Consider the following 23,070-nt stretch of genomic DNA (forward strand, 5'->3'; position numbering starts at 1 on the left):
CGCGAGTCCGTCGGGATGAGTGCGCACTCCTCGCGTTCGGTCGGCCGCACGGCTCGTATGGGCAAGTGCAACGCCGCCGACGTGCGCGAGACGCTCGGATGCGGTCGGGCTCCGAGCCCAGGAGAAGAGGCGCGACTTGCCCCACACGAGCGCCACCGGCCCACACGCGTGCTGCCGGTCCAGGCCGTCCCGCGCGGACGCAGCGGCCGGTAGCAGCGTAGGCGCCGATTCCGGTGCGATCCGGCGACAGCGGGCGAAGCGCGGGTCAGGTGTGGGTGGCGGCGACGAAGCGGGGTTTGCCTGCCAGGTCCGGGTGTTCGACGACGTCGGTGAAGACGCCGGTGGCGGCGAGGAGGGCGGCGACGCCGGAGCCGTTGGTGTCGTCGTGCTCGATGGCGGTCGCGCCGCCGGGGCGCAGCAGCCTGGCGATGTTCGGGATCATCCCGCGGATGACGGACAGCCCGTCCGGGCCGCCGAACAGGGCGACGGACGGGTCGTGCTCGGCTACCTCTGGGTCGAGGCGGGCGCCCTCCGGAATGTAGGGCGGGTTGGACACGACGACGTCCACCCGGCCGTTCAGGTCGGTGAGCAGAGCGGGATCGGTGGCATCGTCGGCGTAGAGCGTGAGAGGGGTGTCGCCCGCGGCGATGCGGTCGTCGGCGTTGCGCCGGGCCCAGCCCAGCGCCGCGGGGTCGAGTTCGACGGCGTGCACTTCGGCGTCGGGGCGCGCGTGGGCGAGGGCGAGGGCGAGGGCTCCCGACCCGGTGCACAGATCGACGACGATCGGCGCGTGATCGTGCGGCAGCGCCTCCAACTGCGCCAGCGCCCACGCGTACAGCAACTCGGTCTCCGGGCGCGGCACGAAGACGCCGGGGCCGACCGCGAGGTCGAGCGCGCCCATCACGGCCGTTCCGGTCAAGTGCTGCAACGGGATTCGCTCCGCCCGGCGGGCGACCAGTTCGCGGAACTCGTCCAGCTTGTCCGGCGGCACGAGGGGGCTCAGCGCCAGCCGGGTCCGCTCCACACCGAGGACGTGCGCGGCCAAGTGCTCGGCGTCGGCCTGCGGACTGTGCACACCGGCGATCCGTAACGTCTCGATGGCGTCGTTGATGACGGGGCGCAGCGCGGCTCGGGTGCTAGACATGGCACCGACTCTGCCCGAAAGATGATCATTCCGCGGCCATACGTGCTTCGCGATCCGCCTTCCCCAGCGCGTCCAGCAGCGCGTCGAGGTCCCCGTCCAGCACGGAGTCGAGGTTGTGCGCCTTGAAACCGATCCGGTGGTCGGTGATGCGGTTCTCCGGGAAGTTGTAGGTGCGGATCCGCTCGGATCGGTCCACCGTGCGGATCTGGCTGGCGCGGCCCGCCGCCGCCTCCTGATCGGCCTGCTCTTCCGCCAGCGCCTGCAAGCGCGCCGCGAGCACCTGCATGGCACGGGCCTTGTTCTGCAGCTGGGAGCGCTCGTTCTGGCAGGTGACCACGATGCCGGAGGGCAGATGGGTGATGCGCACCGCGGAGTCGGTGGTGTTGACGCCCTGTCCGCCCTTGCCGGAGGAGCGGTAGACGTCGATACGCAGATCCGACTCGTCGATCTGCACCTCTTCGATCTCGTCGGGCTCCGGGTAGATCAACACGCCGGCCGCCGAGGTGTGGATGCGGCCCTGCGATTCGGTCACCGGGACGCGCTGCACCCGGTGCACGCCGCCTTCGAACTTGAAGCGCGACCAGACACCGTCGCGCGCGGCGTCGCGGCTCTTGATCGACAGCGTCGCCTCTTTGTAACCGCCCAGGTCCGACAGGGCCGCGTCGAGGATCTCGACCTTCCAGCCGTGACGCTCGGCGTATCGCACATACATGCGGGCCAGATCGGCGGCGAACAGCGCGGACTCCTCGCCGCCCTCCCCGGACTTCACTTCCAGCACGACGTCGTCGCCGTCGTGCGGGTCGCGGGGGGCCAGAAGGTCGGCGAGCGCCTGCTCCAGCTCCTCGACCTGGCTTTTCAGCTCCGGGATCTCCGCGGCGAACGCGGCGTCGTCGGCGGCGAGTTCCTCGGCGGCGGACAGATCGTCGCGGGCCGTCTCGAGCTTGCGGTAGGTGGCCATAACCGGGGCCAGCTCGGCGAACCGCTTGCCGACCCGGCGCGCGGCGCCCGCATCGTTGTGCAGCGACGGATCGGCCAGCTGCGTCTCCAGGCCCGCGTACTCGGCCAGAATGTCGTCGATGGCGGACGGTTGCGTCACGGTGCTTCCTTCTCCTGGTACCTGTCCATACAAAACACCGACGCCCGGCCTGCGCAGCAGGACCGGGCGTCGGCGAGGAAGCTACTTCGCGTCGGCTTTCTTGCCGGCACGCTTGCCGTAGCGGGCCTCGAAGCGGGCCACACGGCCACCGGTGTCGAGGATCTTCTGCTTGCCGGTGTAGAACGGGTGGCACTGCGAGCAGACCTCGACGGTGATGTGTCCCGACTCCTTGGTGCTGCGAGTCTGGAAGGTGTTGCCGCAACCACAGACGACCGTGGTGTCGACATACGCCGGGTGAATTCCTGCCTTCATGGATGTCCTCTCGATTGTGGTCGCCGGGTCGCCTGCGCCAACGCGCGCGAAGCGTGAACCGGAACCGACTAGGCGGGAGCTCTGCTCACTGAGCAGACGCAACGACCGCTCAGTATGCCAGAACTGCCGTTACGCTCCCAAAACGCCCCGGGCGCGCGGTTTGTTCCCGCCCCGGGTACTACTCCCCCATCGTTCGCGCCCCTGGAAGTCCGGGCACGCGAATCCGCGCCACCTCCGGGACTCTGAAGTCGGGTAGTCCGCTACTCAGGAATGCGAACAGATTCGTTCATAGAGTTGCGTACCTGGTGCACGTCGGCGTGCCGAGACAGGAAGGAGACCCCGTGAACATTCGGATCGCGTCCGCGATTCTCGTTCTGCTGACTCTCGCGGTCGCCGTCGGTTTGTCCGCGCTCCCCGAAGACATGCATTATCCGCCCCCGGCGAACGCCGTGTACAGCCAGACTTCCGAACCCGACGCCGCCCCCGATCCCGGGCCGTGTGCGCTGATCCTCGGTGTCCTTATCTGGGGCGCCGCCACGATCGGACTGGTCTTCTTCACCCCACGAACGCCGAGAGGGTCCCGCACCAGCGGGACCCTCTCGGCCGTTGTCCTGTCGACAACTGATTTCGCGAGCAGATGGGCAACTCGTCGGGCACGCCCAGAACCCAGCGAGGCGCTTGCCGCCGGCCCTGAGCGTTACTCTCGCGGCTCCGGACCTGTACGGCCTGAATATCCGCAGAGGCGGACAGCCCTATTCGTCGAGCGCGCCCGGCGCGGTCTTGCTCACCTGCATCAAGAACTCGAGGTTGTTCTTGGACTTCTTCAGACGGTCGATCAGCAGATCGATCGCCTGGTGCGAGTCCAGGCCGGACAGTACGCGGCGCAGTTTGTGCAGTACCGCCGCCTCGTCGGGGCTGAGCAGTAGCTCGTCCTTACGGGTACCGGACGGGTTGACGTCCACCGCGGGGAACACGCGGCGCTCCGCGATCTTGCGGTCCAGCTTGAGCTCGGCGTTGCCGGTGCCCTTGAACTCCTCGAAGATCACCGTGTCACCGGTGGAACCCGTCTCGACCATCGCGGTGGCGATGATCGTCAGCGAGCCGCCGTTCTCGATGTTGCGCGCCGCGCCGAGGAACCGCTTGGGCGGGTACAGCGCGGTGGAATCCACACCACCGGAAAGGATTCGGCCCGAAGCGGGCGAGGAGTTGTTGTACGCGCGCCCGAGGCGGGTGATCGAGTCGAGCAGCACGACGACGTCCTTGCCCATCTCCACCAGACGCTTGGCGCGCTCGATCGCGAGTTCGGCGACCGAGGTGTGGTCCGACGGCGGCCGGTCGAAGGTCGAGGCGATGACCTCGCCCTTCACCGAGCGCTGCATGTCGGTGACCTCTTCCGGACGCTCGTCGACCAGCACCACCATGAGGTAGCACTCGGGGTTGTTGGTCGCGATCGCGTTGGCGATGTCCTGCAGGATCGTGGTCTTACCGGCCTTCGGCGGCGACACGATCAGGGCGCGCTGCCCCTTGCCGATCGGCATGATCAGGTCGATCACCCGGGTGGTCAGCTTGTTCGGCTGGGTTTCCAGCCGCAGGCGCTGGTTCGGGTACAGCGGCGTGAGCTTGCCGAACTCCGGACGCCGCTTGGCCGCGTCGACGTCGCCACCGTTGACCGTGTCCAGCCGCACCAGCGGATCGAACTTCTGGCGCTGGTTGGACTGTTCGCCGTCGCGTGGCGCGCGCACCGCGCCGGTGATCGCGTCACCACGGCGCAGGCCGTTCTTCCGGACCAGGTTCATCGACACGTAGACGTCGTTCGGCCCGGCCAGGTACCCCGAGGTGCGGACGAAGGCGTAGTTGTCCAGCACGTCGAGGATGCCCGCGACCGGCTGGAGGACGTCGTCCTCGCGGATCTCCAGCTCGCGGGTCTCGCCGCCGCCACTCTCGCGGTCACGCCCCCGGCGGCGTTCCCGGAAGCGGCGTCCACGCCGTCCGCGACCACCCTCTTCGTCGTCCCCGCCACGGCCGCCCGCGCTGCCGTTCTGGCTCTGGCCACGCTCGCCCTGGCGGTCACTCTGACGCTCGCCACGCTCACCCTGGCGTTCGCCGCGCTCACCCTGACGCTCGCCGCGCTCACCCTGGCCGCGCTCGCGGCGGCGCTCGCCGCCCTGGTCGGCATCCTGCTTCGACTCGTCGGAACGAGTCTCGGCGGGCGCGGTCTCGTTCGCGGAACGCGCCTGGTCACGGCCGCGCCGCTGCCGGCCGCGGCCACGCTGACCGCTCTCCCGGCCGGACTCCTCGGTGGTCTCGGTGGCCTGCGCCGACGCCGACTCGGTCGCGGAATCGGGGGCCGTCTTCGCCGGGGCGGGAGCCTCGCCGGGCGCAGCCGAAGCCGCGGGCGTCACGTCGAGGGTCGCCTGCTCGGCCTTGGCCTGCGCCGGCTGCGCCGCAGCGGCGGTCTTGGCGGGGATGTCGGCCTTCGCGGGGGCATCGGCCTTGGCGGTTGCCGCGGACTTGGTCTCGCCCTTGGCGGGCTTCTCCACCTTCGCCGCCTTTCCAGCGGCCTGATTCTCCTTGATGGCGGCGATCAGATCGCCCTTGCGCATTCCGGAGGTGCCTCGGATACCGAGCTCCCCCGCAAGCGCGCGCAACTGCGGCAACAACATTCCAGTCAGCCCCGATCGTGCGACGTCGGTGTGTTCGCTCATCTTCGAAATCTGTCCGGATTCACTTTCGCGGTCGCCCGTCGGGTTCGATTCCACGCCGGGTGTCGCGAGCAGGTCCGTATCTGTCACGGAAATCCTTTCCTTCCCTCGATCGCCGTGTGCTGTTTCGAGGGTTCGTCCCGCAGCCCGGGCATTCTGCCGGACTGGGATGCGTCCGTCCGGGCGCTGTGTGCCGTATCACCTGCCCCGCCGGACCGGCGGCTTCTCCACCATTGGTGAAAGGTGGGGAGAGATCATTCCAGTTGCGCAGCTACGCAGCACCCCCATGGCCTGGAGGCTCGAGCCTGGAGCCTGCTGGAGCGATTGCCCTGATGAAGCACCGGCGTCTGATGCGCACGATGTACGGACTTGCCCAGAATAGCTGTCCATTGCGAATCTCGGCAAGACAGACTCGCCGTCAGTCGACCAGGACGCCCTCGGCGATTCCCGGCTCCACCACGCGCAGGCCGTCGGCCGCCGCCAGTTCACGGAGTTCTGCCGGGAATTCGCTGGTACCCAGGGCCAGGATGGTCGGTCCCGCCCCGGAGACGGTGGCCGCGATCCCGGCCGCGCGCAGGCGGGTGATCCACGCGGTGGTCAACGGTAGCGCGGGGGCACGCTGGGCCTGGTGCAAACGGTCCGCGGTAGCGGGCATCAGCAGGTCGGGGCGCTGGGTGAGCGCCACCACGGCCAGCGCGGCACGGCTGACGTTGAACGCGGCGTCGCCGTGCGGCACGACGTCGGGCAGCAGCCCGCGGGTGTGCGCGGTGGACGAGCGCTCCTCCGGGATCAGCACCACCGGGCGCAGCGCGGAATGCGCGTCGAGCCGCACCGCGCGGTAGACGCGGCCGTGGTACTCCGTGGCCGGAGCCTCGTCGGCGGGGCGATCGCTCTCGGTCCACGACACCACGATGCCGCCGAGCACACTGGCCGCCGCGTTGTCCGGATGACCCTCGAATTCCGCCGCCAGCTGGACCATTCGGTCATCCGAGGTGGCCAGCGCCGAGTCCAGCTTCGCGGCCAGGGCACACCCCGCGGCCAGTCCGCCGACCACCGCGGAGGCCGAGGAGCCGAGCCCACGGGAATGCGGAATCACGTTGCGGCACACCACATCGAGGCCGTCGGCCCACACCCCGGCCGACTCCAGGCCGCGCTCGATCGCGCGGACCACCAGATGTGAAGGGCCCCAAGGGACGTCGTCGGCGCCCTCACCCTCGACTCGGATGGTGAGCCCGGAATCGGTGGTGCGCACCTCGATCTCGTCGTAGATCCCCAATGCCATGCCGAGCGAGTCGAACCCGGGGCCGAGGTTCGCGGTGGACGCGGGCACCCGCACGGTCACGGTCAGACCGGCGGGCAGCGTCGCGCTCATGAGCTGGCTGTCGCGCGAATTCAACTCAAGCCAGTTCGAGTTCGGCGGCGACCGCGACCGGGTCGACGGAGATCGGCTGCACCTGCGGCATGCCCGACAGCGCGGTGTCGGGATCCTTCAGACCGTTGCCGGTCACCGTGCACACCACGGTGAGCCCGGAATCCAGCCAGCCCTCCTTGCGGGCGGCGAGCACACCGGCCACGCTGGCCGCCGACGCGGGCTCGACGAACACGCCCTCGGTGGCCGCGACCAGGCGGTACGCGTCGAGGATCTCCTCGTCGGTGGCGGCGCGGAACGCACCGCCGGACTGTTCCTTGGCCTCGACGGCGCCGTTCCAGGACGCGGGCGCGCCGATCCGGATGGCGGTGGCGATGGTCTCGGGATCCTTCACGGGAGCGCCGTTGACCAGCGGGGCGGCGCCCGCGGCCTGCACGCCCAGCATGCGCGGCAGCGCGCCGGTGACGCCGTCGGCGTAGTACTCCCGGTAACCACGCCAATACGCGGTGATGTTGCCGGCGTTGCCGACGGGAAGGGCGTGCACGTCGGGCGCCTTGCCGAGCACATCGCAGATCTCGAAGGCGGCGGTCTTCTGGCCCTCGATGCGCGCCGGGTTCACCGAGTTCACCAGGCCGATGCTGGGGAAATCGGCGGTGACCTTGCGGGCGAGCTCGAGGCAGTCGTCGAAGTTGCCCTGCACCTGGATGATCTTCGCGCCGAGCATGACGGCCTGGGCCAGCTTGCCCATCGCGATCTTGCCCTGCGGAATCAGCACCGCGCAGCTCATGCCCGCGCGGGTGGCGTACGCCGCGGCGGAGGCGGAGGTGTTGCCGGTGGACGCGCACAGCACCGCTTGCTGGCCGCGGTACTTGGCGTCGGTCATCGCCATCGTCATGCCGCGGTCCTTGAACGAGCCGGTCGGGTTCAGGCCCTCGACCTTCAGGTACACCTCGCAGCCGGTGATCTCGGACAGATGCGGCGCGGGCACCAGCGGCGTACCGCCCTCGTACAGCGTGACCGGCTCCCAATCGGCCGCACCCGCGAGCCGGTCGCGGTAAGCCGCGATCAGGCCCGGCCAGCGGGAGTGCACTCCGGCCTGGGGCGCGACGCCAGTCGTATGCCCACCCGTCTCCCGGCCGCCGCCCCTCATGGAGTCGCTACGCGACGCTGTGGTCATTCTTCGGTGCCTTCCAATCTCAGAACGCTGGTCACAGATGTGACGGATGCCATTTCCGCCAGTGCGGCCACGGTGTCCGCGAGCGCCGACTCCACGGCGTGGTGGGTCACCACGACCAGGCGCGCACCCGAGCCGTGCCCTTCTTGACGGACGGTCGAAATGCTCACCCCATGTGCGGCGAATTCGCCCGCCACCGCGGCCAGGACCCCAGGACGGTCCTCGACCTGCAGGTTCACGTGATAGCGGGTGGGCGTATCGCCGATCGGCGCGATCGGTAGCTCAGCATAAACCGATTCGCCCGGAGCGCGACCCCCATAGAACTTGTTCCGGGCCGCCATCACCAGATCGCCGAGCACGGCCGACGCGGTCGGGGCGCCGCCCGCGCCCTGCCCGTAGAACATCAACCGCCCGGCGTTCTCCGCCTCGACGACCACCGCGTTGAACGCCCCGGTCACCGCGGCCAGCGGGTGCCTGCGGGGGATGAGGGCCGGGTAGACGCGCACCGAGACGCGCTCCTTGCCGCCGTCCTCCGGGCCCGGCTCGCCGGGACCCGCGTCCACGCGCTCGCAGATGGCCAGCAACTTGACCGTGCAGTCGAGCGCCGAGGCGGTCTCCAGATCTTCGGCGGAGATGCGCGAGATGCCCTCGCGGTACACGTCGGCGGCGGTGACCCGGGTGTGGAACGCCAGCGAGGCGAGGATCGCGGCCTTGGCCGCGGCGTCGTAGCCCTCGACGTCGGCGGTCGGATCGGCTTCGGCGTAGCCGAGCCGGGTGGCCTCGGCCAGCGTCTGCGAGTAGTCGGCGCCGGTCTCGTCCATCGCGGAGAGGATGAAGTTGGTGGTGCCGTTGACGATGCCGACGACCCGGTTGACCCGGTCACCCGCCAGCGACTGGATCAGCGGTCGCACGACGGGGATCGCGCCCGCCACGGCGGCCTCGAAGTACAGGTCGGCGCGGCTGCGCTCGGCGGCGGCGGCGAGCTCGCCGGTGTAGTCGGCCAGCAGCGCCTTGTTCGCGGTCACCACGGATTTACCCGCGTTCAGCGCGGCCAGGATCAAACGGCGCGGTGGATCGATGCCGCCGATCACCTCGACCACCAAATCGACGTCGTCGCGGGCGACCAGGGCGTCGGCGTCGGTGGTCAGCAGGTCCGCGGGGATGCCGCGGTCGGTGTCGAGGCTGCGCACGGCCACCCCGCGCAGCACCACCGGGGCGCCGACGCGGGAACGCAGGTCCTCGGTGTGCTCACGCAGGATGCGCACCACCTCGGTGCCGACATTGCCCATGCCGAGGACCGCGACCCCGATCGGCCGATCGGTGCCCCACACGCCGTTCTTCGCGTTGGCCGTCACGCTTCCACCTCCAAGCTGAGCAGGTCCGCCACCGTTTCCCGGCGCAGGATCAAGCGCGGCTGTCCGTCCCGCACCGCGACGACCGCGGGGCGGGTCAACTGGTTGTACCGGCTGGACATCGAGTAGCAGTACGCGCCGGTGGCGGCTACGGCGACCAGGTCACCGGGGCCGACGTCGGCGGGCATCCAGGTGTCCCGGATGACGATATCGCCGCTCTCGCAATGCTTTCCGACGACGCGCGCGACCACCGGCCCGGCCTTCGACGACCGCGAGACCAGGCGGCAGTCGTAGTCGGCCTGATACAGCGCGGGCCGGATGTTGTCGCTCATGCCGCCGTCGACGCTCACGTAGCGGCGGCGCAGACCGCCGTCCAGCGAGACATCCTTGATGGTGCCCACCTCGTAGAGGGTCACCGTGCCCGGACCGGCGATGGCGCGACCGGGCTCCACCGCGATCACCGGCGTTGGCAGGCCCGCGCGGTCGGCTTCGGCGGCGACCAGTTCGCGCAGGCTCGCGGCGAACCGGTCCAGCGGCGGCGGGTCATCCGAGGGAAGGTAGGAAATACCGAGACCGCCACCCAGATCCAGTGTCGCGATCTGTGCGGTGCGCTCGACGCCGAACTTGTCGATGGCCTCGCGGAGCAGGCCGAGCATGCGGCGTGCGGCGATCTCGAAGCCGTCGATCTCGAAGATCTGCGAGCCGATGTGGCTGTGCAGGCCGACGAGGCGCAGATTGTCCGCGTCGAAGACGCGTGCCAGCGCCTCCATCGCGTCGCCGCCCGCGATCGAGAAACCGAACTTCTGGTCCTCGTGCGCGGTCGAAATGTATTCGTGGGTATGGGCTTCCACACCGACGGTGACCCGGACCAGGACGTCCTGCACCACACCGGCGCGGCCCGCGACGGCTTCCAGGCGCTCGATCTCGATGAGCGAGTCGACCACCACGTGACCGACGCCCGCGGACACCGCGGCTTCCAGCTCCGCGACGGACTTGTTGTTGCCGTGCAACGCGATTCGCTCGGCCGGGAAGCCCGCGTGCAACGCGACGGCGAGCTCGCCGCCCGAGCACACGTCCAGCGACAAGCCCTCGTCCCGGATCCAGCGGGCGACCTCGCCGCACAGGAACGCCTTGGACGCGTAGTGCACGCGCGCGTTCGCCCCGAAGGCGCGGACCATGTCGCGGCAGCGGGAGCGGAAATCGTCCTCGTCGACCACGAACAGCGGGGTGCCGAACCGCTCGGCCAGCTCGTACACCGGCACGCCCGCGAAATGGACCACGCCCGCGTCGTCGCGGGTGGCGTTGCGCGGCCACACATTCGCGGGCAGGTCGATCATCTGCTTCGGATCGCTCGGACGCTCCGGCAGATTCGGCGCGTGCGGGATCTCGGCGTGCCGGGGACCGGCGGGATGCGCGCTCATTCCTGCTCCTCGCTCACAGTCGCTTCCTTCCTCGCTCTGGTCGGTCGGCCGGTCACATGCGCTCCGGCGCACTGACGCCGAGCAGGCCCAAGCCATTGGCCAGGACCTGCCGTGTGGCGTTGACCAGAGCGAGCCGGGCCGCGTTCGTCGGGGACACCGGGTCGTCGCCCAGCGGCAGCACGCGCAGGTTCTTGTTGGTCTGGAAACGGTGGTACGCGCCTGCCAGCTCCTCCAGGTAGCGGGCCACCCGGTGCGGTTCGCGCAGGCTCGCCGCGCTCGCCACCACGCGCGGGTATTCGCCGAGGGTGCGGATCAGCTCGCCTTCTTCCTCGGCCGACAGCAACGCGAGATCCGCTGCGACGGAACCGTATTCGAACTCCGCGGCATTGCGTGCGATGGACGCGGTCCGCGCGTGTGCGTACTGCACGTAGTAGACCGGGTTCTCATTGCTCTGGCTGGTCCACAGGTTCAGATCGATGTCGATGCTCGAGTTCACCGACGAACGCACCAGCGAGTACCGCGCCGCGTCCACGCCGATCGCCTCGACCAGGTCGTCGAGCGTCACCACGGTGCCCGCGCGCTTGCTCATCTTCACCGCCACGCCATCGCGCAGCAGGTTCACCATCTGCCCGATCAGCACCTCGACGGTCGCCGGGTCGTCACCGAACGCGGCCGCGGCGGCCTTCAGCCTGCCGATGTAGCCGTGGTGGTCGGCGCCGAGCATGTAGATGCACAGGTCGAAGCCACGGGCCCGCTTGTCCTGGAAATAGGCGATGTCGCCCGCGATGTAGGCGGCTTTGCCGTCGCTCTTGAGAACCACCCGGTCCTGATCGTCACCGTATTCCGAACTCGCGATCCACCAGGCGCCGTCCTTCTCGTACAGGTCGCCGGAGTTCTTCAGCCGCTCCACGGCCTGCTCGACCGCGCCAGAGGCGAACAGTGAGCTCTCGTTGAAGTAGACGTCGAAGTCGGTGCCGAACTCGTGCAGCGACTCCTTGATGTGCGTGAACATCAGCTCGACGCCCTCGGCCCGGAACAGCTCGAGGCGCTCGCCCTCCGGCTTGCTCAGCACGTCCGGGTGCGCGGCCACGATCTTGTCGGCGATCTCGCCGATGTATTCGCCCGCGTAGCCGTTCTCCGGGGTCGGCGCACCGGTGGCGGCCGCGACCAGCGAGGCGGCGAACCGATCGATCTGCGCGCCGTGGTCGTTGAAGTAGTACTCGCGCACCACGTCGGCGCCTTGCGCGGCGAGGATGCGGCCCAGCGCGTCGCCGACCGAAGCCCACCGCGTACCGCCCAGGTGCACGGGGCCGGTCGGGTTGGCCGAGACGAACTCCAGGTTGATGCGGGTGCCCCGCAGCGTCTCCGCGGTGCCGTACGCGGCGCCCGCGGCGAGCACCCGCTCGATGATCGCGCCCTGCGCGGAAGCCGCGAGGCGGATGTTCAGGAATCCGGGCCCGGCGACCTCGGCGGCGGCGATGCCGTCGGCGGCGGCCAGCGCGTCGGCCAGCCAGGTGGCCAGGTCGCGCGGCTTGGTCCCGGCGCGCTTGGCCACCTGCATCGCGACGTTCGTGGCATAGTCGCCGTGTTCGGGGTTGCGGGGACGCTCCACGGTGACCTCGTCGGGAAGGACAGCGGGGTCCAGTCCGCGTTCGACAAGCACCTTCGCCGCGGTCGAGCGAAGGAGATCTGCAAGGTCAGCTGGAGTCACGAGTCTCTATCCTATGGTCTTGGCGGGTGTACACCTCGGGGTGGGCACTGCGCAGCCAGCGGATCCATCAACGTCGAAAGAGCACACTGAGCGATGCCTAGCAGTCCCAGCGCCAAATCGGCCAAGGCCGCCAAGGCCGCGGCGAAGTTGTCCGCTCCCCGCAAACGGGGCAGACAAGGACAGCTTCCGAAGAAGAATCGGCAGGTCCCCTGGCTGGCCATCGGCGCGGCCGTAGTAATCATCGCATTGATCGGCGCATTGGCTTACAACCTGGTCCCCAAGTACCGGGAAAAGGCCGATCTGGAGAAGTTCACCCCGAGCGCGCAGAAGAAGGACCCGTCCGACGGGATCCCCGGCGTGGTGAAGAAGGAATACCCGGCCGGGCTGCACATCGGCTCCGGTCAGCGGGTGGCCTACGACCAGGCGCCGCCGTTCGGCGGCCCGCACGACCAGTCCTGGGCGACCTGCACCGGCGTGGTCTACAGCAAGCCGATCCGGGTGGAGAACGCGGTGCACTCGCTCGAGCACGGCGCGGTGTGGATCGCCTACAACCCCGACAAGGTGAACGCCGACGGCATCGCGACGCTGAAGGCGAAGGTCGAGGGCAAGCCGTACACGATGATGTCGCCCTACCCCGGCCTCGACTCCGCGGTGTCGCTGCAGTCCTGGGGTCATCAGTTGAAGCTGGACAGCGCGGACGACAAGCGCGTCGGCCAGTTCATCACCGCGCTGCGGCTGAACTCCTACGCCTACCCCGAGGTCGGCGCTGACTGCTCGACCATCGTCTTCGACACCGACAACCCGCCGCCGTTCGACCCCACGCCGCCCGGGCCCGACGCGGTGCCGATGGATGGCAAGGGCCTCCAGCCCGACCAGTCCGAACTCGGCGGCGCGCCCGGCGGGCTGCCCGGCGTTCCGGGCGTTCCGGGTCTCCCCGGGCTCCCCGGCATGCCCGGCGCTCCGGTGCCTGCGCCGCCCGCGCCCGCTCAGCCCGCACCCGGCGCGGGGCAGTAGTGGCCGGCGAGCGGGACGGCGCGGAGGCCGGAGCCTCCGCTGGTTCCGACGATCGTGGAGTCACCGGATCGGACGATCGTGTGGCGTCCGCCGAGTCCGGCACCCGGACCGAAGACGGTCGCCGCCGAGCCCGCGGGTCCGGTAAGCGCGCAGCCACCGGGCCCGCCGATCGCGCGGCATCGGGCGAGCCGGGCCCGCGTGAAGTCACCGGCGGCGCTCGCGCCGCGGCTGCCGAGTCGCACACCCCTGAAGTCACCGGGGCCGCCGGTCGCGACGCACCTGCCGGGTCTGACGATCGCGCAGCAGCCATCGAGTCCGGCGATCGCGAAGCTCCCGAACCGCGCAATCACGAAGCCTCCGGGTCCGGCAATCGTGAGATTCCCGAATCCGGCAATCGCGAAGCCTCCCAAACCCGCAATCGCGAAGCCTCGGGGTCCGGCGATCGGGAAGCCTCGGGGTCCGGCGATCGGGAAGCCTCGGGGTCCGGCGATCGGGAAGTCTCCGGGTCCGGCGAGATTCCCGGGTCCGGCGATCGCGTATCCATCGCCGACCAGCGAGTTCATACCTCGGCCGACGGTCGCGAAGCACACGTCAGGTCCGGCATGCGTGAAATACCTGCGGGATCGAACGAGCGCCGATCCACCGACTCCGATCACGACCGGGCACCGGCCGGGTCCGGAATCGGTGGACAGTTCCGCCGCCAGCGCACCGCGCTGCTGACCCTCGGCATCATCGGGGCCATCCTCATCGGCTTCGCGATCGGCGTGCTCGCCCGGATTCCGCTGGACGGCGCCAAGGAGCCGGATCCGGGCCCGGTCGACATCGGCTTCAGCCAGGACATGTCGGCGCATCACGCCCAAGCCGTCGAGATGGCGGGTGTGGTGCTGGTTCGTTCCACCGACACCGAGGTGCGGCGGCTGGCCTACGACATCCTCACCACCCAGCAGAGTCAGATCGGGCGCATGCAGGGCTGGTTGCAATTGTGGGGCGAGCCCGCGCAGGGCGTGGACGGTTTCATGGGCTGGATGAGCGAGCAGATGAGCGGCCACGACCATTCCGGAGCCGACATGCCGCACCACTCCGGGCCGGTGTCCACCATGCCCGGCATGGCCACGCCCGCCGAACTCGCCGCGCTGCGCCAAGCCACCAGCCCCAAGCTGGACACGATGTTCTTGCAGCTGATGCTGCGCCACCACCAAGGCGGCCTGTCGATGATCGACTACGCCGCACAACACGCCGACACCACCGCGGTGCGCACCCTCGCCGAAACCATGGCCACCACCCAACGCGGCGAGTCCGACCTGATGGCCACCATGCTCACCGCCCGCGGCGCCGCCCCCCTCCCCTGACCCGAAACCCCGCCGCCGTCCGCCCTTTTTGGCGGACGGCCACCGATACGATAGGCTGACCCAGCCCGATCGGACCGCCGTCCAGGCCCCGACCGAGCCCTATCCCGCCCTCGTAGCTCAGGGGATAGAGCGTCTGCCTCCGGAGCAGAAGGCCGCAGGTTCGAATCCTGCCGAGGGCACGCGACGCAATGGCTCCCGACCAGATTCTTCTGGTCGGGAGCCATTGTCGTTCATGCCTTCTTTGCGCTGCGGTCAGCTGCTGCCGAACGCGCCGTGCGGTAGGAAGCTGTGGAACAGACGCCACAGCGGATCATTGCCGCGGCCACGGTCGTGATCCCCCGGCCAATCTTTGCCTTGGAAGTCGGGACGGTCGTCCCATCGGTCATGCCCGATTTCCGTACCGACGGCAGGGGTCGTCGCCGGATCGGCCGAGGCCGGAATCGTCGATATCGTCAGGGGAACAGCGGCGATTGCTCCAGCGACGAGTGCGCGGGCCAATATCCGACGCGCAGCGGTGGATGTGGTTGCCGAGAACACCGGCAGGTCCTTTCTAGCGACAGTGAAGCGTGCACCCGTCCGCCTCGATCGAGGCGACAGGAGCGGGCCGGAGATCGACAGCGCCCAGGTACGGATGTCGAGTCACCGGCCCGGGTCGACCGTACCCCGATCTTGTTATAAGGGAACGGTACGGGGCGAAACGGCCCACTCCCCGGCTATGCCGTCGGCGCCGCGTCAGTCCAGCAGGCGGTGGCAGACGCTCGCATCCGCGCCACGGCCGTATGCCCGTTCGAAGTCCGCATAGTCGGGATCTATTTTGTTGTCCAAGTAGTACGGGACGAGAGCCGCCTCGACGCTGTTGCACACCCACGTCTCACCCGATCCGGTGTTTCGCAGCTGGAAGGTGATCCAGTGGTGGCCGGTGAGGGGAGCGCCCGCCGAGGCCGTGCATTCGCGACCTTTGACTGAGCCGAACTGGGGTAGGTCGATCGTGTAGCCGCAGGTGTAGGTCGGCAGAGTTTGCGCCTCCGCGGCGGGGGCGGTCACCAGACCGGCGGTGGCGGCCAGCAGGAATATCGGCAGCCCGAGTCGGGCCGTGCGGGTTGTTTTCATCGCGGTTCCTGTTCGAAAGAGAAATCAGTACTTCTCGGCACTCATAAGCAGCTGCCGCGCGCGGTCAGATCGGGCGACAGTTGCTCGCGTCCACACCGGCGTTGAGCACCGCCTCCGCCTCGTAAGATCCCATTTCCGGATGGATCGGCTTGCCGAGGTACGGGAACGCGCCACCGCACTCCCATTTCTCACCGGTGACGCTGTTCTCCATCCTGACCGGATAGAAGTAATTGCCGTCCAGAGGAGCGCCCGGAGACGCTGCGCACCTGCGCGCTCGCATCGAGTTGAACACCGCGAGGTAGTCGGTGATGGGCGTGTACTTGCAGGTGTAGGTCGGCAGCGGGGGCTGCGCCACGGCAGTGGGTGCCGTCGCCAGACCAGCGGTCGCGGCCAGCACGAGCACGGGAAGTCCTAGGAGGGTCAGACGGGTTGTGATCATCAAGGCTCCTACGCGAGAAGGTAATCACTGTCGCGCGACCCTCACAGGACGGCCTGAAGAAATCCTTAACGACTGGTAAGCACGGGCGGGCCCACGGCCGCGACTTCCGCGCCGGACCGGCCCGCTGGGACCGGATACCTCGACCGACGGCGGGATAGCGACGCACTGCGCGCCGACGTCGCCGCTGGGCGAAGTGCCCGTCTGCCAGGTTGCGGTAGCCCTATGCCCGGTCGAACCTGCCACGGACGACGCCGACGGTGAAGGTGTGCCATGCGCCGGACGTGAAGAGCAGCGCCGGGCCGGTCCCTGTCCGCCGACGCCCTGGCGAAGATCCGACTACTGGAACGCAGTAGCCCCACGTCGATGACGCGAGTGGCACACCACCGAGAGGTCTACTCGGCTTTTGCCGCAGCCATGTGCCACTCGCCGACTCGCCTGCTGGGAGGTGGTGGTGCATAGGATGGCGTCGGGGCTGTGTGAGACCGGGCATCTGGGTACGCGGAGGAGCGTGAACTGGATTGGCTGACGCTGGGACCCGGCGCGGGTGGGTACTGCGCTGGACTGTGATAGGGATCGTGGTGACGGTCGCAGTGGTCGGGATCGTATTGGTGACCGGGATCGGCGGAAGTAGGCCGCCGTTCGATCGGGACGCGGTGCCGGGGACCCAAGTCGTCTGGGTGACAGCCCCTGCGGGAGCCGACCGGGGGACGTTGGAATTGTGGCAGCGGAACCGGTTCTGGCGGTGGGAGCGGACGTTGGCGGTGCCCGCCTGGGTGGGCAAAGGGGGGATTTCGCGGGAGGCGAAGGAGGGGGAGGCGTATACGCCGGAGGGCACGTTCGCGTTGACCGAGGGCTTCGGCCGATTGCCGCACGCGGGCGCGAAGCTCCCCTACCTGCCGGTGGATCCGTCGAATACCTGGTGGTGGGTGTCGGATACGCAGAGCCCGCTGTACAACCAGAAATATCGATGCGCCGAGGGCGAGTGCCCGTTCGACACCACGCTCAGCGAGAATCTCGGCCGGACCGACCCGCAGTACAACTACGCGCTGGTCATCGATTACAACCGTTTTCCGGTGGCGCCGAATCGGGGCTCGGCCTTCTTCGTCCACGTCGAGGCAGGCAGGCCGACAGCTGGGTGTGTCGCGGTCCGCGACGACGTGCTGCGTACGCTGCTGAGCACCCTCGAGCCGTCGAGGAAGCCGGTTATCGGCATGTACGCGACCTGAATTTGTTGTCCGCAGTCGGCTTGCGGCGGTGTCCGGTGGCCGGTCGAACGGAGCGGCATCCGCTGGCCCTGCATGGTCACCGAGCCGCCCCACCCACCACACACAGCCGACCGACCCCAACGGCACGGCCATCCTTGCGAATGTCGAATCCGGCTATCGGTCGCCGGCGTTGGGGGATATAGATAAGGGATTTCTCGAATGCCGCCGTCATATGAGCGAAGGGCCCCGGAAGCCGGAGCCCTTCTCGAGTGGTCGGGTGTCGCCTGCGATCAGAGGGTCAGGGCAGGGGTTCGGTGGGTTTGTCGGTGGTGAGCACACCGGCTCTGGTGAGGTAGCTGAAGGCGGGAGCCGTCAGGCCGGGCTGGAGGAAGTAGAAGTGGGCCTTGGTGACGGTGCCGTTCTCGGTGGCGTCGCACAGGGCGTGCAGGGCGGTGGGGTCGACGGTGAGCGCGGTGAGCTTGCCCGCCTCGTAGTCCATCTCCACCCACTTCGCGTGGATGGCGGCGCTCATCACGCTGCCGGTGAAGTCCTCGCGGTCGGAGGCCGCGCTGAGGCCGAGTTCGAGGCCGTCGTCGAGATCGGTCGGCGTGTGCTGCCAGCGGCCGAACTCCCACCAGCGCACAAAGCTGACCGGACCTTCGACGCCGCCGGGCAGCTTCCCCGTCGGTTCCACCGAGCGCACCCAGGCGGGCGCGGCGGCCAGCGGGTCGTAGGAGGTCCCGGCGACCTCGTTGTCCTCATCCCTTCCGAATAGCAGCGCGCGGTCGCCGGGATATCTGACCAGCGAGTACCAATTCCCCTCGCCGTCGTCGTTGATCAGCCGGCCGCCTTCCACTCTGGCCGTCTGCCCGATCTCCTGTCCGCTCGCGACCCGATCGGTATGGGTCGCGGAAGTGATCACGTCCAAGACGGTCACGCGCGCCCACAGCACCTCGGGATGCGGCAACTGAAATCCCATGCCGGGCAACGTATCACCGGCCCCCTACGGCGACAACCGATCGGCAACCGGCCGGACAACCCGCTGAGCCGCGCGTGCCCGCCCTGGCAAATCGCGACGTAAGAGCCCCTCACAGGGGGCGCGCAGATGCGAGAAGAACGCGGCAAATGGACAGCTATGGCACCGCTCGGCCACAGCGTTGATCGTGCAGGATTCGCCGGTCAGGTCGGTTCGCTCCGAACCTGCGGCGCGCGGGGACGGAGCGCCGATGACACCGAGCCCGATACGACACCCCTCGGCCGCAAACCGCCGATCAAGTCGGCCCGCACCGAACCCTCGGCACGCGGCGACACAGCCCTGATGGCACCGAGCCCGACACAGCACGCCTCGGCCGCGGACCGCCGGTGAGGTCGATTCACCCCGAACCTGCGGCCGCGGGGGACGCGGCAACAGATGGCACCAAGCCCCCGGAGGGCACAGCTAGGCGACGGATCGCCGGTCAGGTCGGCTCCGATTCGGATCGCTCGGTGCGACGCGGACGCAGCGCGTAGGCCGGGACGAGCTGGTCGCGTACGTGCAGGTCGGGGCGCCCGTCGGCGAACTGGATGCTGTAGGTCACCCGCCCCATCCAGTCTCCGTCGACGGTGGGCAACCAGTGCGTCAAGGTTCCGGGACGCTCGCCACGCATGATGACTCCCGCACCGTTCACATGCCGGGGGGTGCCCGGGTCGCGGACCAGGATCGCGTCCAAGCGCACCCAGACCGGCCGCGGCGGGTAGGTCAGCGTGCGGTAGTAGTGGCCGGTCCGACTGGGGTAGACCAGCTCGGGTTCCGTTCCTTCGGTTCGCGGCGTTTCATCGCTTATCGAACCCATGTTCGAATGTTAGCCGGACATATGCGGCAAGCACCAGGCAACCCCGCCGCGAATCGCACGGCATGACGACGACCACACTTCCATAGACGTACCCTTCTAGTATGTTCATTCTAGAACGAACGTATTAGAAGGAGTGGAGATGTCCACGAAGTTCGAGATCGTCAAGGGTTTCTACGCGGCGACACAGACCGGTGACGGGCCCGCGATCCTGGCGCTGTTGCATCCGGAGTTCGAAGCCCGCACCGCGCCGGGCCTGCCGTGCGGTGCGGGCGGCGTCTTCCACGGCCCGCTCGCGGCGATGGCGCGGGTCTGGGGCGCGGTCGCCCGGGAGTTCGACACCGCGCCGTATGACGAGACCTGGCAGGAGACCACCGACGGCACCGTCGTGGTGACCGGTCACTATCGCGGCGCGGCCCGCGCCACCGGCCGCGAATACGACGCCGAATTCGTGCACTTGTGGCAGGTCGACGACGAGGGCCGCATCACGCGGCTGCACCAGTACACCGATACCGCCCGCTGGCACGCCGCATTGGCCGCCTGACCGACCGCCACCGAGTCGGTCGGCCCGCTGAGCCATGGACGCCACCATCCGGCCTGGTTTGGTTTCCGGTCACCCGGGCACGCCTTTGCCGTAAAGATCCTGGCACCGGGGGTAGACCGGAGGACGAGATGGCTTATCCGCCGGGCGGGCAACCGCCGGATGACCGACCGCACTACCCGCAACAGCCGGCCCCTGGCTACCCCGGGCCCGGGCAGCCCCTTCCGCCACCGGGCCCGGGTTATCCGCCGCCCGGCTACCCGCCTTGGGGTCATCCACCACCGCCCAGGAAAAGCAATATCGGCTTGATCGTCGGCTTGGTGGCGATCGTCGCGCTGGTGATCGCGGGCGCGGTGATCGCCGGAGTGTTCCTGACCTCGCAGGGACGGGGTCCGCTCGCCTCGGACGAGAAGAGGATCGAACTCGCGATCCGCGACTTCTACGAGACTTTGGACTCGCGCGGCTTCCGCGCGGCGGCCGAATTGGCGTGCACGCGCGAACGCGCCACCTTCGAGGCGATGACCGAGCAGGAGAAAAGCGAATTCGACAGCACCTCGGTATCGGTGACGATCGATAGGATCGAGGACATCGTTGTCACCGGGGACACCGCGACCGCGAAGGTCACCGGCAAGCTCACCGTGGCGGTGCCCGGTCAGCAGCCCGATACCGAAACCAGCACGACCGAGCATCTGAAGAAAGAAGACGGCAAGTGGAAGGTCTGCTCCGCGGAGGGCACGCGCTGATCGCATGCACCCACGCATGAGTTGCTGCGGACCGAGCCGCAGAACCGTTCTCGGGGCGCTCGGCCTCGCCACTCTCCTCCCTCTCGCCGGACGCGCCAAAAGATCTTCGGCACAACCGAATACGATCGTCGCGACCGATCTCGAAGTGGTGACGATCACCGACACCTCGGTGATCCTCACGTGGACCACGCTCGCGCCCGACCCGGCCGGGCGGCTGATCCCCGTCGACGCGGACACCCACGTGCGGGTGGGTCCCGCCGATTCCGCGCACGCACCGTTGCCGGTCTTCGCCGACGACCGCCCGACACCGTTCCACTACGCCGAGATCGCCGGACTCGAACCGGGCCGCGCCTACCGCTTCGAAGCCTGGTCGGCGGGCCTGCGCGCCACGCCCGCGCTGTCGCTCACCACCTCCGACCCCGCCGCGCCGGAAGCGCGCGGCGAGTTCACCACCCTGGTTCCGCCGCCGGGCCGCAGGCTGCGCACCCTGGCGCTGGCCAACGACGTGCACTACGGCGAGCAGGTCAGCGGGCTGATCGTCGGCGACCTGCCACCCGGCGTCCGGCAGGGCCCCGGCCTCCTGCCCTATCCCGAGGTGATGCTCGCCGCGGTGCTGGACGACTTGCGGCGCCCCGACCGCGCAGCCGAACTCCTGCTGCTGGCGGGAGACCTGACCGCCGAAGCCTCCGAGTCCGACACCCGTGCGGTGCGCGCCCGCCTCGACGCGTGGGGCGCGCTCGGCCACGACTACCTGGCCGTGCGCGGCAACCACGACCGTCCGCATCTGGGCGGCGACTACGCCGGATGCGCCCCCGCGCCCGCCGACCATCGCGACTGCTGGGCCGATGTCTTCTCCGCCCGGCAGGAACTGGTCGAACACGAACTCGGCGGCTTGCGGGTGCTGGGAGTGGATACCAGCGGGCTCGACGGCGCGGGCGGGTCCATCGAGCGCCCGCAATTCGATCACCTCGCCGAACGTCTGCGCGCCGACCCGGACCGGCCGACGCTGCTGTTCGGGCATCACCCGGTCACGACCGAGTCCGGACTGACCAACATCGCGGGCCCCGGATTCGTGCTCGACGGACGCGACAGCGCCCAGTTGCAAGCGCTCTACACCCGCAGCCCCGGAGTCTTTCTGCAGCACAGCGGTCACACCCACCGCAATCGCCGCACAAGGCCGGACGCGCCGTGCGCGGTGGAGTTCCTCGAGGTGGCCGCCGTCAAGGAGTATCCGGGCGGCTACAGCCTGCTGCGCGTCTACGAGGGCGGCTACATGGTCAATTTCTACAAGACCCGCACCGAGGACGCGCGGCGCTGGAGCGCGCTCTCCCGCGGCGAGTACTTCGGGCTGCTTCCCGACTACACGCTCGGCACCTGCGCCGACCGCAATCACGTTGTGCTGCGCGACTTCTCGGGCCTGCGATAGCGGGCGAGCGGGTTCTTCGCATCCGGGAAACGTTTGCGCACGTCGGACGCGGTATCTTCCTTAGGTAAGCCTCAACATATGCATGCGGGACGCGTCGGAAGGACGAGGATGAAGCCGGTCAGATGGAAGACGCTTGCCGCTGGATTGGTCCTCGCGATGACGGCGCTCGGCAGCACGGCGTGCTCGAATTCCTCCGACGACGCGAACGAGATCACCGTCTACAACGCGCAGCACGAGTCGCTCACGAAAGAATGGGCCGACGCGTTCACCAAGGAAACCGGCATCAAGGTGACCCTGCGCCAAGGCGGTGACACGGCGCTGGGCAATCAGCTGGTGGCCGAGGGCGCGGCCTCGCCCGCCGACGTCTTCCTCACCGAGAACTCCCCCGCCATGGCGCTGGTGGAGAACGCGGGCCTGTTCGCCGACGTCGACGCCGAGACCCTGGAGCAGGTGCCCGCGCAGTTCCGCCCGTCCACCGGCAAGTGGACCGGCGTCGCCGCGCGTTCGACGGTCTTCGTCTACAACAAGAACAAGGTCCAGCCGGGTCAGCTACCTGCCTCGCTGCTGGATCTGGCGCAACCGCAGTGGAAGGGACGCTGGGGCGCGGGCGTTTCCGGCGCCGACTTCCAGGCCATCGTGGCAGCCCTGCTCGCGCTGAAGGGTGAGGACGTCACCCGCGCCTGGCTGAAAGGCATGAAGGAGAACGCGACGCCCTTCCCGAACAACGTCGCCACGATGAAGGCGGTCAACTCCGGCAGCCCGGACGGCGGCGTGATCTACCACTACTACTGGTACCGCGACCAGGCGAACACGAAGGAGAGCAGCGCCGATACCGCCCTGCACTACTTCGAGAACCAAGACCCGGGTGCGTTCGTGAGCATCTCCGGCGGTGGCGTGCTGAAGGCGAGCAAGAAGCAGGAGGCGGCGCAGAAGTTCCTGGCGTTCATCGTCGGTAAGACGGGGCAAGAGGTGCTGCGCGACGGCACCTCGCTGGAATACCCGGTGGCCGCCGGTGTGGCCGCGAATCCGGCGCTGCCGCCGCTGGCCGACCTCCAGGCCCCGGCGGTGGACCCGTCCCGGCTCGACTCCAAGAAGGTCACGCAGCTGATGACCGAAGCGGGTCTGCTGTAGCC

The 23,070-nt window shown here is 68.9% G+C and carries 21 protein-coding genes and 1 tRNA gene; 8 read left to right on the forward strand and 14 right to left on the reverse strand.

The window, feature by feature from the left end:
- Positions 1-265: 265 nt before the first annotated feature.
- The 9 genes from prmC to argS form a co-directional block, all read right to left on the reverse strand.
- The gene (gene prmC / locus NNI01S_RS26180) at positions 266-1,144 is read right to left on the reverse strand and encodes a peptide chain release factor N(5)-glutamine methyltransferase (protein WP_063022917.1); all 879 of its coding nucleotides are present in this window, start codon (positions 1,142-1,144) and stop codon (positions 266-268) included.
- 25 nt (positions 1,145-1,169) lie between these two features.
- Positions 1,170-2,240, reverse strand: a complete 1,071-nt coding sequence (gene prfA / locus NNI01S_RS26185; RefSeq protein ID WP_063022919.1) for a peptide chain release factor 1 — start codon at positions 2,238-2,240, stop codon at positions 1,170-1,172.
- An 81-nt stretch (positions 2,241-2,321) separates the two neighbouring features.
- Positions 2,322-2,552, reverse strand: a complete 231-nt coding sequence (gene rpmE / locus NNI01S_RS26190) for a 50S ribosomal protein L31 (RefSeq protein ID WP_011207583.1) — start codon at positions 2,550-2,552, stop codon at positions 2,322-2,324.
- 752 nt (positions 2,553-3,304) lie between these two features.
- Positions 3,305-5,344: a transcription termination factor Rho gene (rho, locus tag NNI01S_RS26195; RefSeq protein ID WP_063022922.1), complete on the reverse strand. Its 2,040-nt coding sequence runs from the start codon at positions 5,342-5,344 to the stop codon at positions 3,305-3,307.
- Between the two features lie 328 nt (positions 5,345-5,672).
- Positions 5,673-6,626 (reverse strand): homoserine kinase, encoded by a 954-nt coding sequence (thrB, locus tag NNI01S_RS26200; protein ID WP_063023103.1) that lies wholly within the window; start codon positions 6,624-6,626, stop codon positions 5,673-5,675.
- Between the two features lie 25 nt (positions 6,627-6,651).
- Positions 6,652-7,773 carry a threonine synthase gene (gene thrC, locus NNI01S_RS26205; protein ID WP_063022924.1) on the reverse strand — a complete coding sequence of 374 codons (1,122 nt, stop codon included), beginning with the start codon at positions 7,771-7,773 and terminating at the stop codon, positions 6,652-6,654.
- A 23-nt stretch (positions 7,774-7,796) separates the two neighbouring features.
- The gene (locus NNI01S_RS26210; protein ID WP_084489324.1) at positions 7,797-9,152 is read right to left on the reverse strand and encodes a homoserine dehydrogenase; all 1,356 of its coding nucleotides are present in this window, start codon (positions 9,150-9,152) and stop codon (positions 7,797-7,799) included.
- A complete protein-coding gene (gene lysA / locus NNI01S_RS26215) occupies positions 9,149-10,570 on the reverse strand; it encodes a diaminopimelate decarboxylase (protein WP_063022926.1) in 1,422 nt (473 codons plus the stop codon). The genes NNI01S_RS26210 and lysA overlap by 4 nt, the downstream gene beginning before the upstream one ends.
- Before the next feature lie 52 nt (positions 10,571-10,622).
- Positions 10,623-12,281: an arginine--tRNA ligase gene (gene argS / locus NNI01S_RS26220; RefSeq protein ID WP_063022928.1), complete on the reverse strand. Its 1,659-nt coding sequence runs from the start codon at positions 12,279-12,281 to the stop codon at positions 10,623-10,625.
- Between the two features lie 93 nt (positions 12,282-12,374).
- On the opposite strand from argS, the gene NNI01S_RS26225 reads away from it, so the two are divergent.
- From NNI01S_RS26225 to NNI01S_RS26240, 3 genes are all read left to right on the forward strand, one after another.
- A complete protein-coding gene (locus NNI01S_RS26225) occupies positions 12,375-13,295 on the forward strand; it encodes a thioredoxin-like domain-containing protein (protein WP_063022930.1) in 921 nt (306 codons plus the stop codon).
- Between the two features lie 602 nt (positions 13,296-13,897).
- Entirely contained in the window at positions 13,898-14,644 is a 747-nt protein-coding gene (locus NNI01S_RS26235; RefSeq protein ID WP_084489327.1) for a DUF305 domain-containing protein, read from the forward strand.
- Positions 14,645-14,750: 106 nt separating this feature from the next.
- Positions 14,751-14,823: transfer RNA gene (locus NNI01S_RS26240), tRNA-Arg, on the forward strand.
- A 73-nt stretch (positions 14,824-14,896) separates the two neighbouring features.
- Here NNI01S_RS26240 and NNI01S_RS34795 read toward each other — a convergent pair.
- The 3 genes from NNI01S_RS34795 to NNI01S_RS26250 form a co-directional block, all read right to left on the reverse strand.
- Positions 14,897-15,181 (reverse strand): hypothetical protein, encoded by a 285-nt coding sequence (locus tag NNI01S_RS34795; RefSeq protein ID WP_157114983.1) that lies wholly within the window; start codon positions 15,179-15,181, stop codon positions 14,897-14,899.
- A gap of 195 nt (positions 15,182-15,376) precedes the next feature.
- Positions 15,377-15,754: a hypothetical protein gene (locus tag NNI01S_RS26245; RefSeq protein WP_063022934.1), complete on the reverse strand. Its 378-nt coding sequence runs from the start codon at positions 15,752-15,754 to the stop codon at positions 15,377-15,379.
- A 64-nt stretch (positions 15,755-15,818) separates the two neighbouring features.
- Positions 15,819-16,193: a hypothetical protein gene (locus NNI01S_RS26250; protein ID WP_157114984.1), complete on the reverse strand. Its 375-nt coding sequence runs from the start codon at positions 16,191-16,193 to the stop codon at positions 15,819-15,821.
- Positions 16,194-16,768: 575 nt separating this feature from the next.
- On the opposite strand from NNI01S_RS26250, the gene NNI01S_RS26255 reads away from it, so the two are divergent.
- Positions 16,769-17,419, forward strand: a complete 651-nt coding sequence (locus tag NNI01S_RS26255; RefSeq protein ID WP_169813020.1) for a L,D-transpeptidase family protein — start codon at positions 16,769-16,771, stop codon at positions 17,417-17,419.
- A gap of 277 nt (positions 17,420-17,696) precedes the next feature.
- Here NNI01S_RS26255 and NNI01S_RS26260 read toward each other — a convergent pair whose 3' ends face one another.
- Positions 17,697-18,377 carry a hypothetical protein gene (locus NNI01S_RS26260; RefSeq protein ID WP_063022940.1) on the reverse strand — a complete coding sequence of 227 codons (681 nt, stop codon included), beginning with the start codon at positions 18,375-18,377 and terminating at the stop codon, positions 17,697-17,699.
- Between the two features lie 478 nt (positions 18,378-18,855).
- Positions 18,856-19,230 carry a hypothetical protein gene (locus NNI01S_RS26270; protein WP_063022948.1) on the reverse strand — a complete coding sequence of 125 codons (375 nt, stop codon included), beginning with the start codon at positions 19,228-19,230 and terminating at the stop codon, positions 18,856-18,858.
- A gap of 139 nt (positions 19,231-19,369) precedes the next feature.
- Between NNI01S_RS26270 and NNI01S_RS26275 the strand changes: the two genes are divergently transcribed.
- From NNI01S_RS26275 to NNI01S_RS26290, 4 genes are all read left to right on the forward strand, one after another.
- Entirely contained in the window at positions 19,370-19,771 is a 402-nt protein-coding gene (locus tag NNI01S_RS26275; RefSeq protein WP_063023109.1) for a nuclear transport factor 2 family protein, read from the forward strand.
- A gap of 302 nt (positions 19,772-20,073) precedes the next feature.
- Complete coding sequence (locus tag NNI01S_RS26280; protein WP_063022950.1) at positions 20,074-20,511, forward strand: Rv0361 family membrane protein; 438 nt, start codon at positions 20,074-20,076, stop codon at positions 20,509-20,511.
- 145 nt (positions 20,512-20,656) lie between these two features.
- A complete protein-coding gene (locus tag NNI01S_RS26285) occupies positions 20,657-21,937 on the forward strand; it encodes a metallophosphoesterase family protein (RefSeq protein WP_245676379.1) in 1,281 nt (426 codons plus the stop codon).
- A gap of 108 nt (positions 21,938-22,045) precedes the next feature.
- Positions 22,046-23,068: an iron ABC transporter substrate-binding protein gene (locus tag NNI01S_RS26290; RefSeq protein WP_063022954.1), complete on the forward strand. Its 1,023-nt coding sequence runs from the start codon at positions 22,046-22,048 to the stop codon at positions 23,066-23,068.
- The last annotated feature ends 2 nt before the right edge of the window (positions 23,069-23,070 follow it).

Origin of the sequence: Nocardia niwae NBRC 108934 = DSM 45340, assembly GCF_001613465.1 — a bacterium.
GTDB classification, from domain to species: Bacteria; Actinomycetota; Actinomycetes; order Mycobacteriales; family Mycobacteriaceae; genus Nocardia; species Nocardia niwae.

Coding starts and splice junctions, on each gene's coding strand:
- prmC (WP_063022917.1), bottom strand. CDS start 1,144: ATGTCTAGCACCCGAGCCGCGCTGCGCCCCGTCATCAACGACGCCATC.
- rpmE (WP_011207583.1), bottom strand. CDS start 2,552: ATGAAGGCAGGAATTCACCCGGCGTATGTCGACACCACGGTCGTCTGT.
- thrB (WP_063023103.1), bottom strand. CDS start 6,626: ATGAGCGCGACGCTGCCCGCCGGTCTGACCGTGACCGTGCGGGTGCCC.
- thrC (WP_063022924.1), bottom strand. CDS start 7,773: ATGAGGGGCGGCGGCCGGGAGACGGGTGGGCATACGACTGGCGTCGCG.
- lysA (WP_063022926.1), bottom strand. CDS start 10,570: ATGAGCGCGCATCCCGCCGGTCCCCGGCACGCCGAGATCCCGCACGCG.
- NNI01S_RS26225 (WP_063022930.1), top strand. CDS start 12,375: ATGCCTAGCAGTCCCAGCGCCAAATCGGCCAAGGCCGCCAAGGCCGCG.
- NNI01S_RS26235 (WP_084489327.1), top strand. CDS start 13,898: ATGCGTGAAATACCTGCGGGATCGAACGAGCGCCGATCCACCGACTCC.
- NNI01S_RS26245 (WP_063022934.1), bottom strand. CDS start 15,754: ATGAAAACAACCCGCACGGCCCGACTCGGGCTGCCGATATTCCTGCTG.
- NNI01S_RS26250 (WP_157114984.1), bottom strand. CDS start 16,193: ATGATCACAACCCGTCTGACCCTCCTAGGACTTCCCGTGCTCGTGCTG.
- NNI01S_RS26260 (WP_063022940.1), bottom strand. CDS start 18,377: ATGGGATTTCAGTTGCCGCATCCCGAGGTGCTGTGGGCGCGCGTGACC.
- NNI01S_RS26270 (WP_063022948.1), bottom strand. CDS start 19,230: ATGGGTTCGATAAGCGATGAAACGCCGCGAACCGAAGGAACGGAACCC.
- NNI01S_RS26275 (WP_063023109.1), top strand. CDS start 19,370: ATGTCCACGAAGTTCGAGATCGTCAAGGGTTTCTACGCGGCGACACAG.
- NNI01S_RS26290 (WP_063022954.1), top strand. CDS start 22,046: ATGAAGCCGGTCAGATGGAAGACGCTTGCCGCTGGATTGGTCCTCGCG.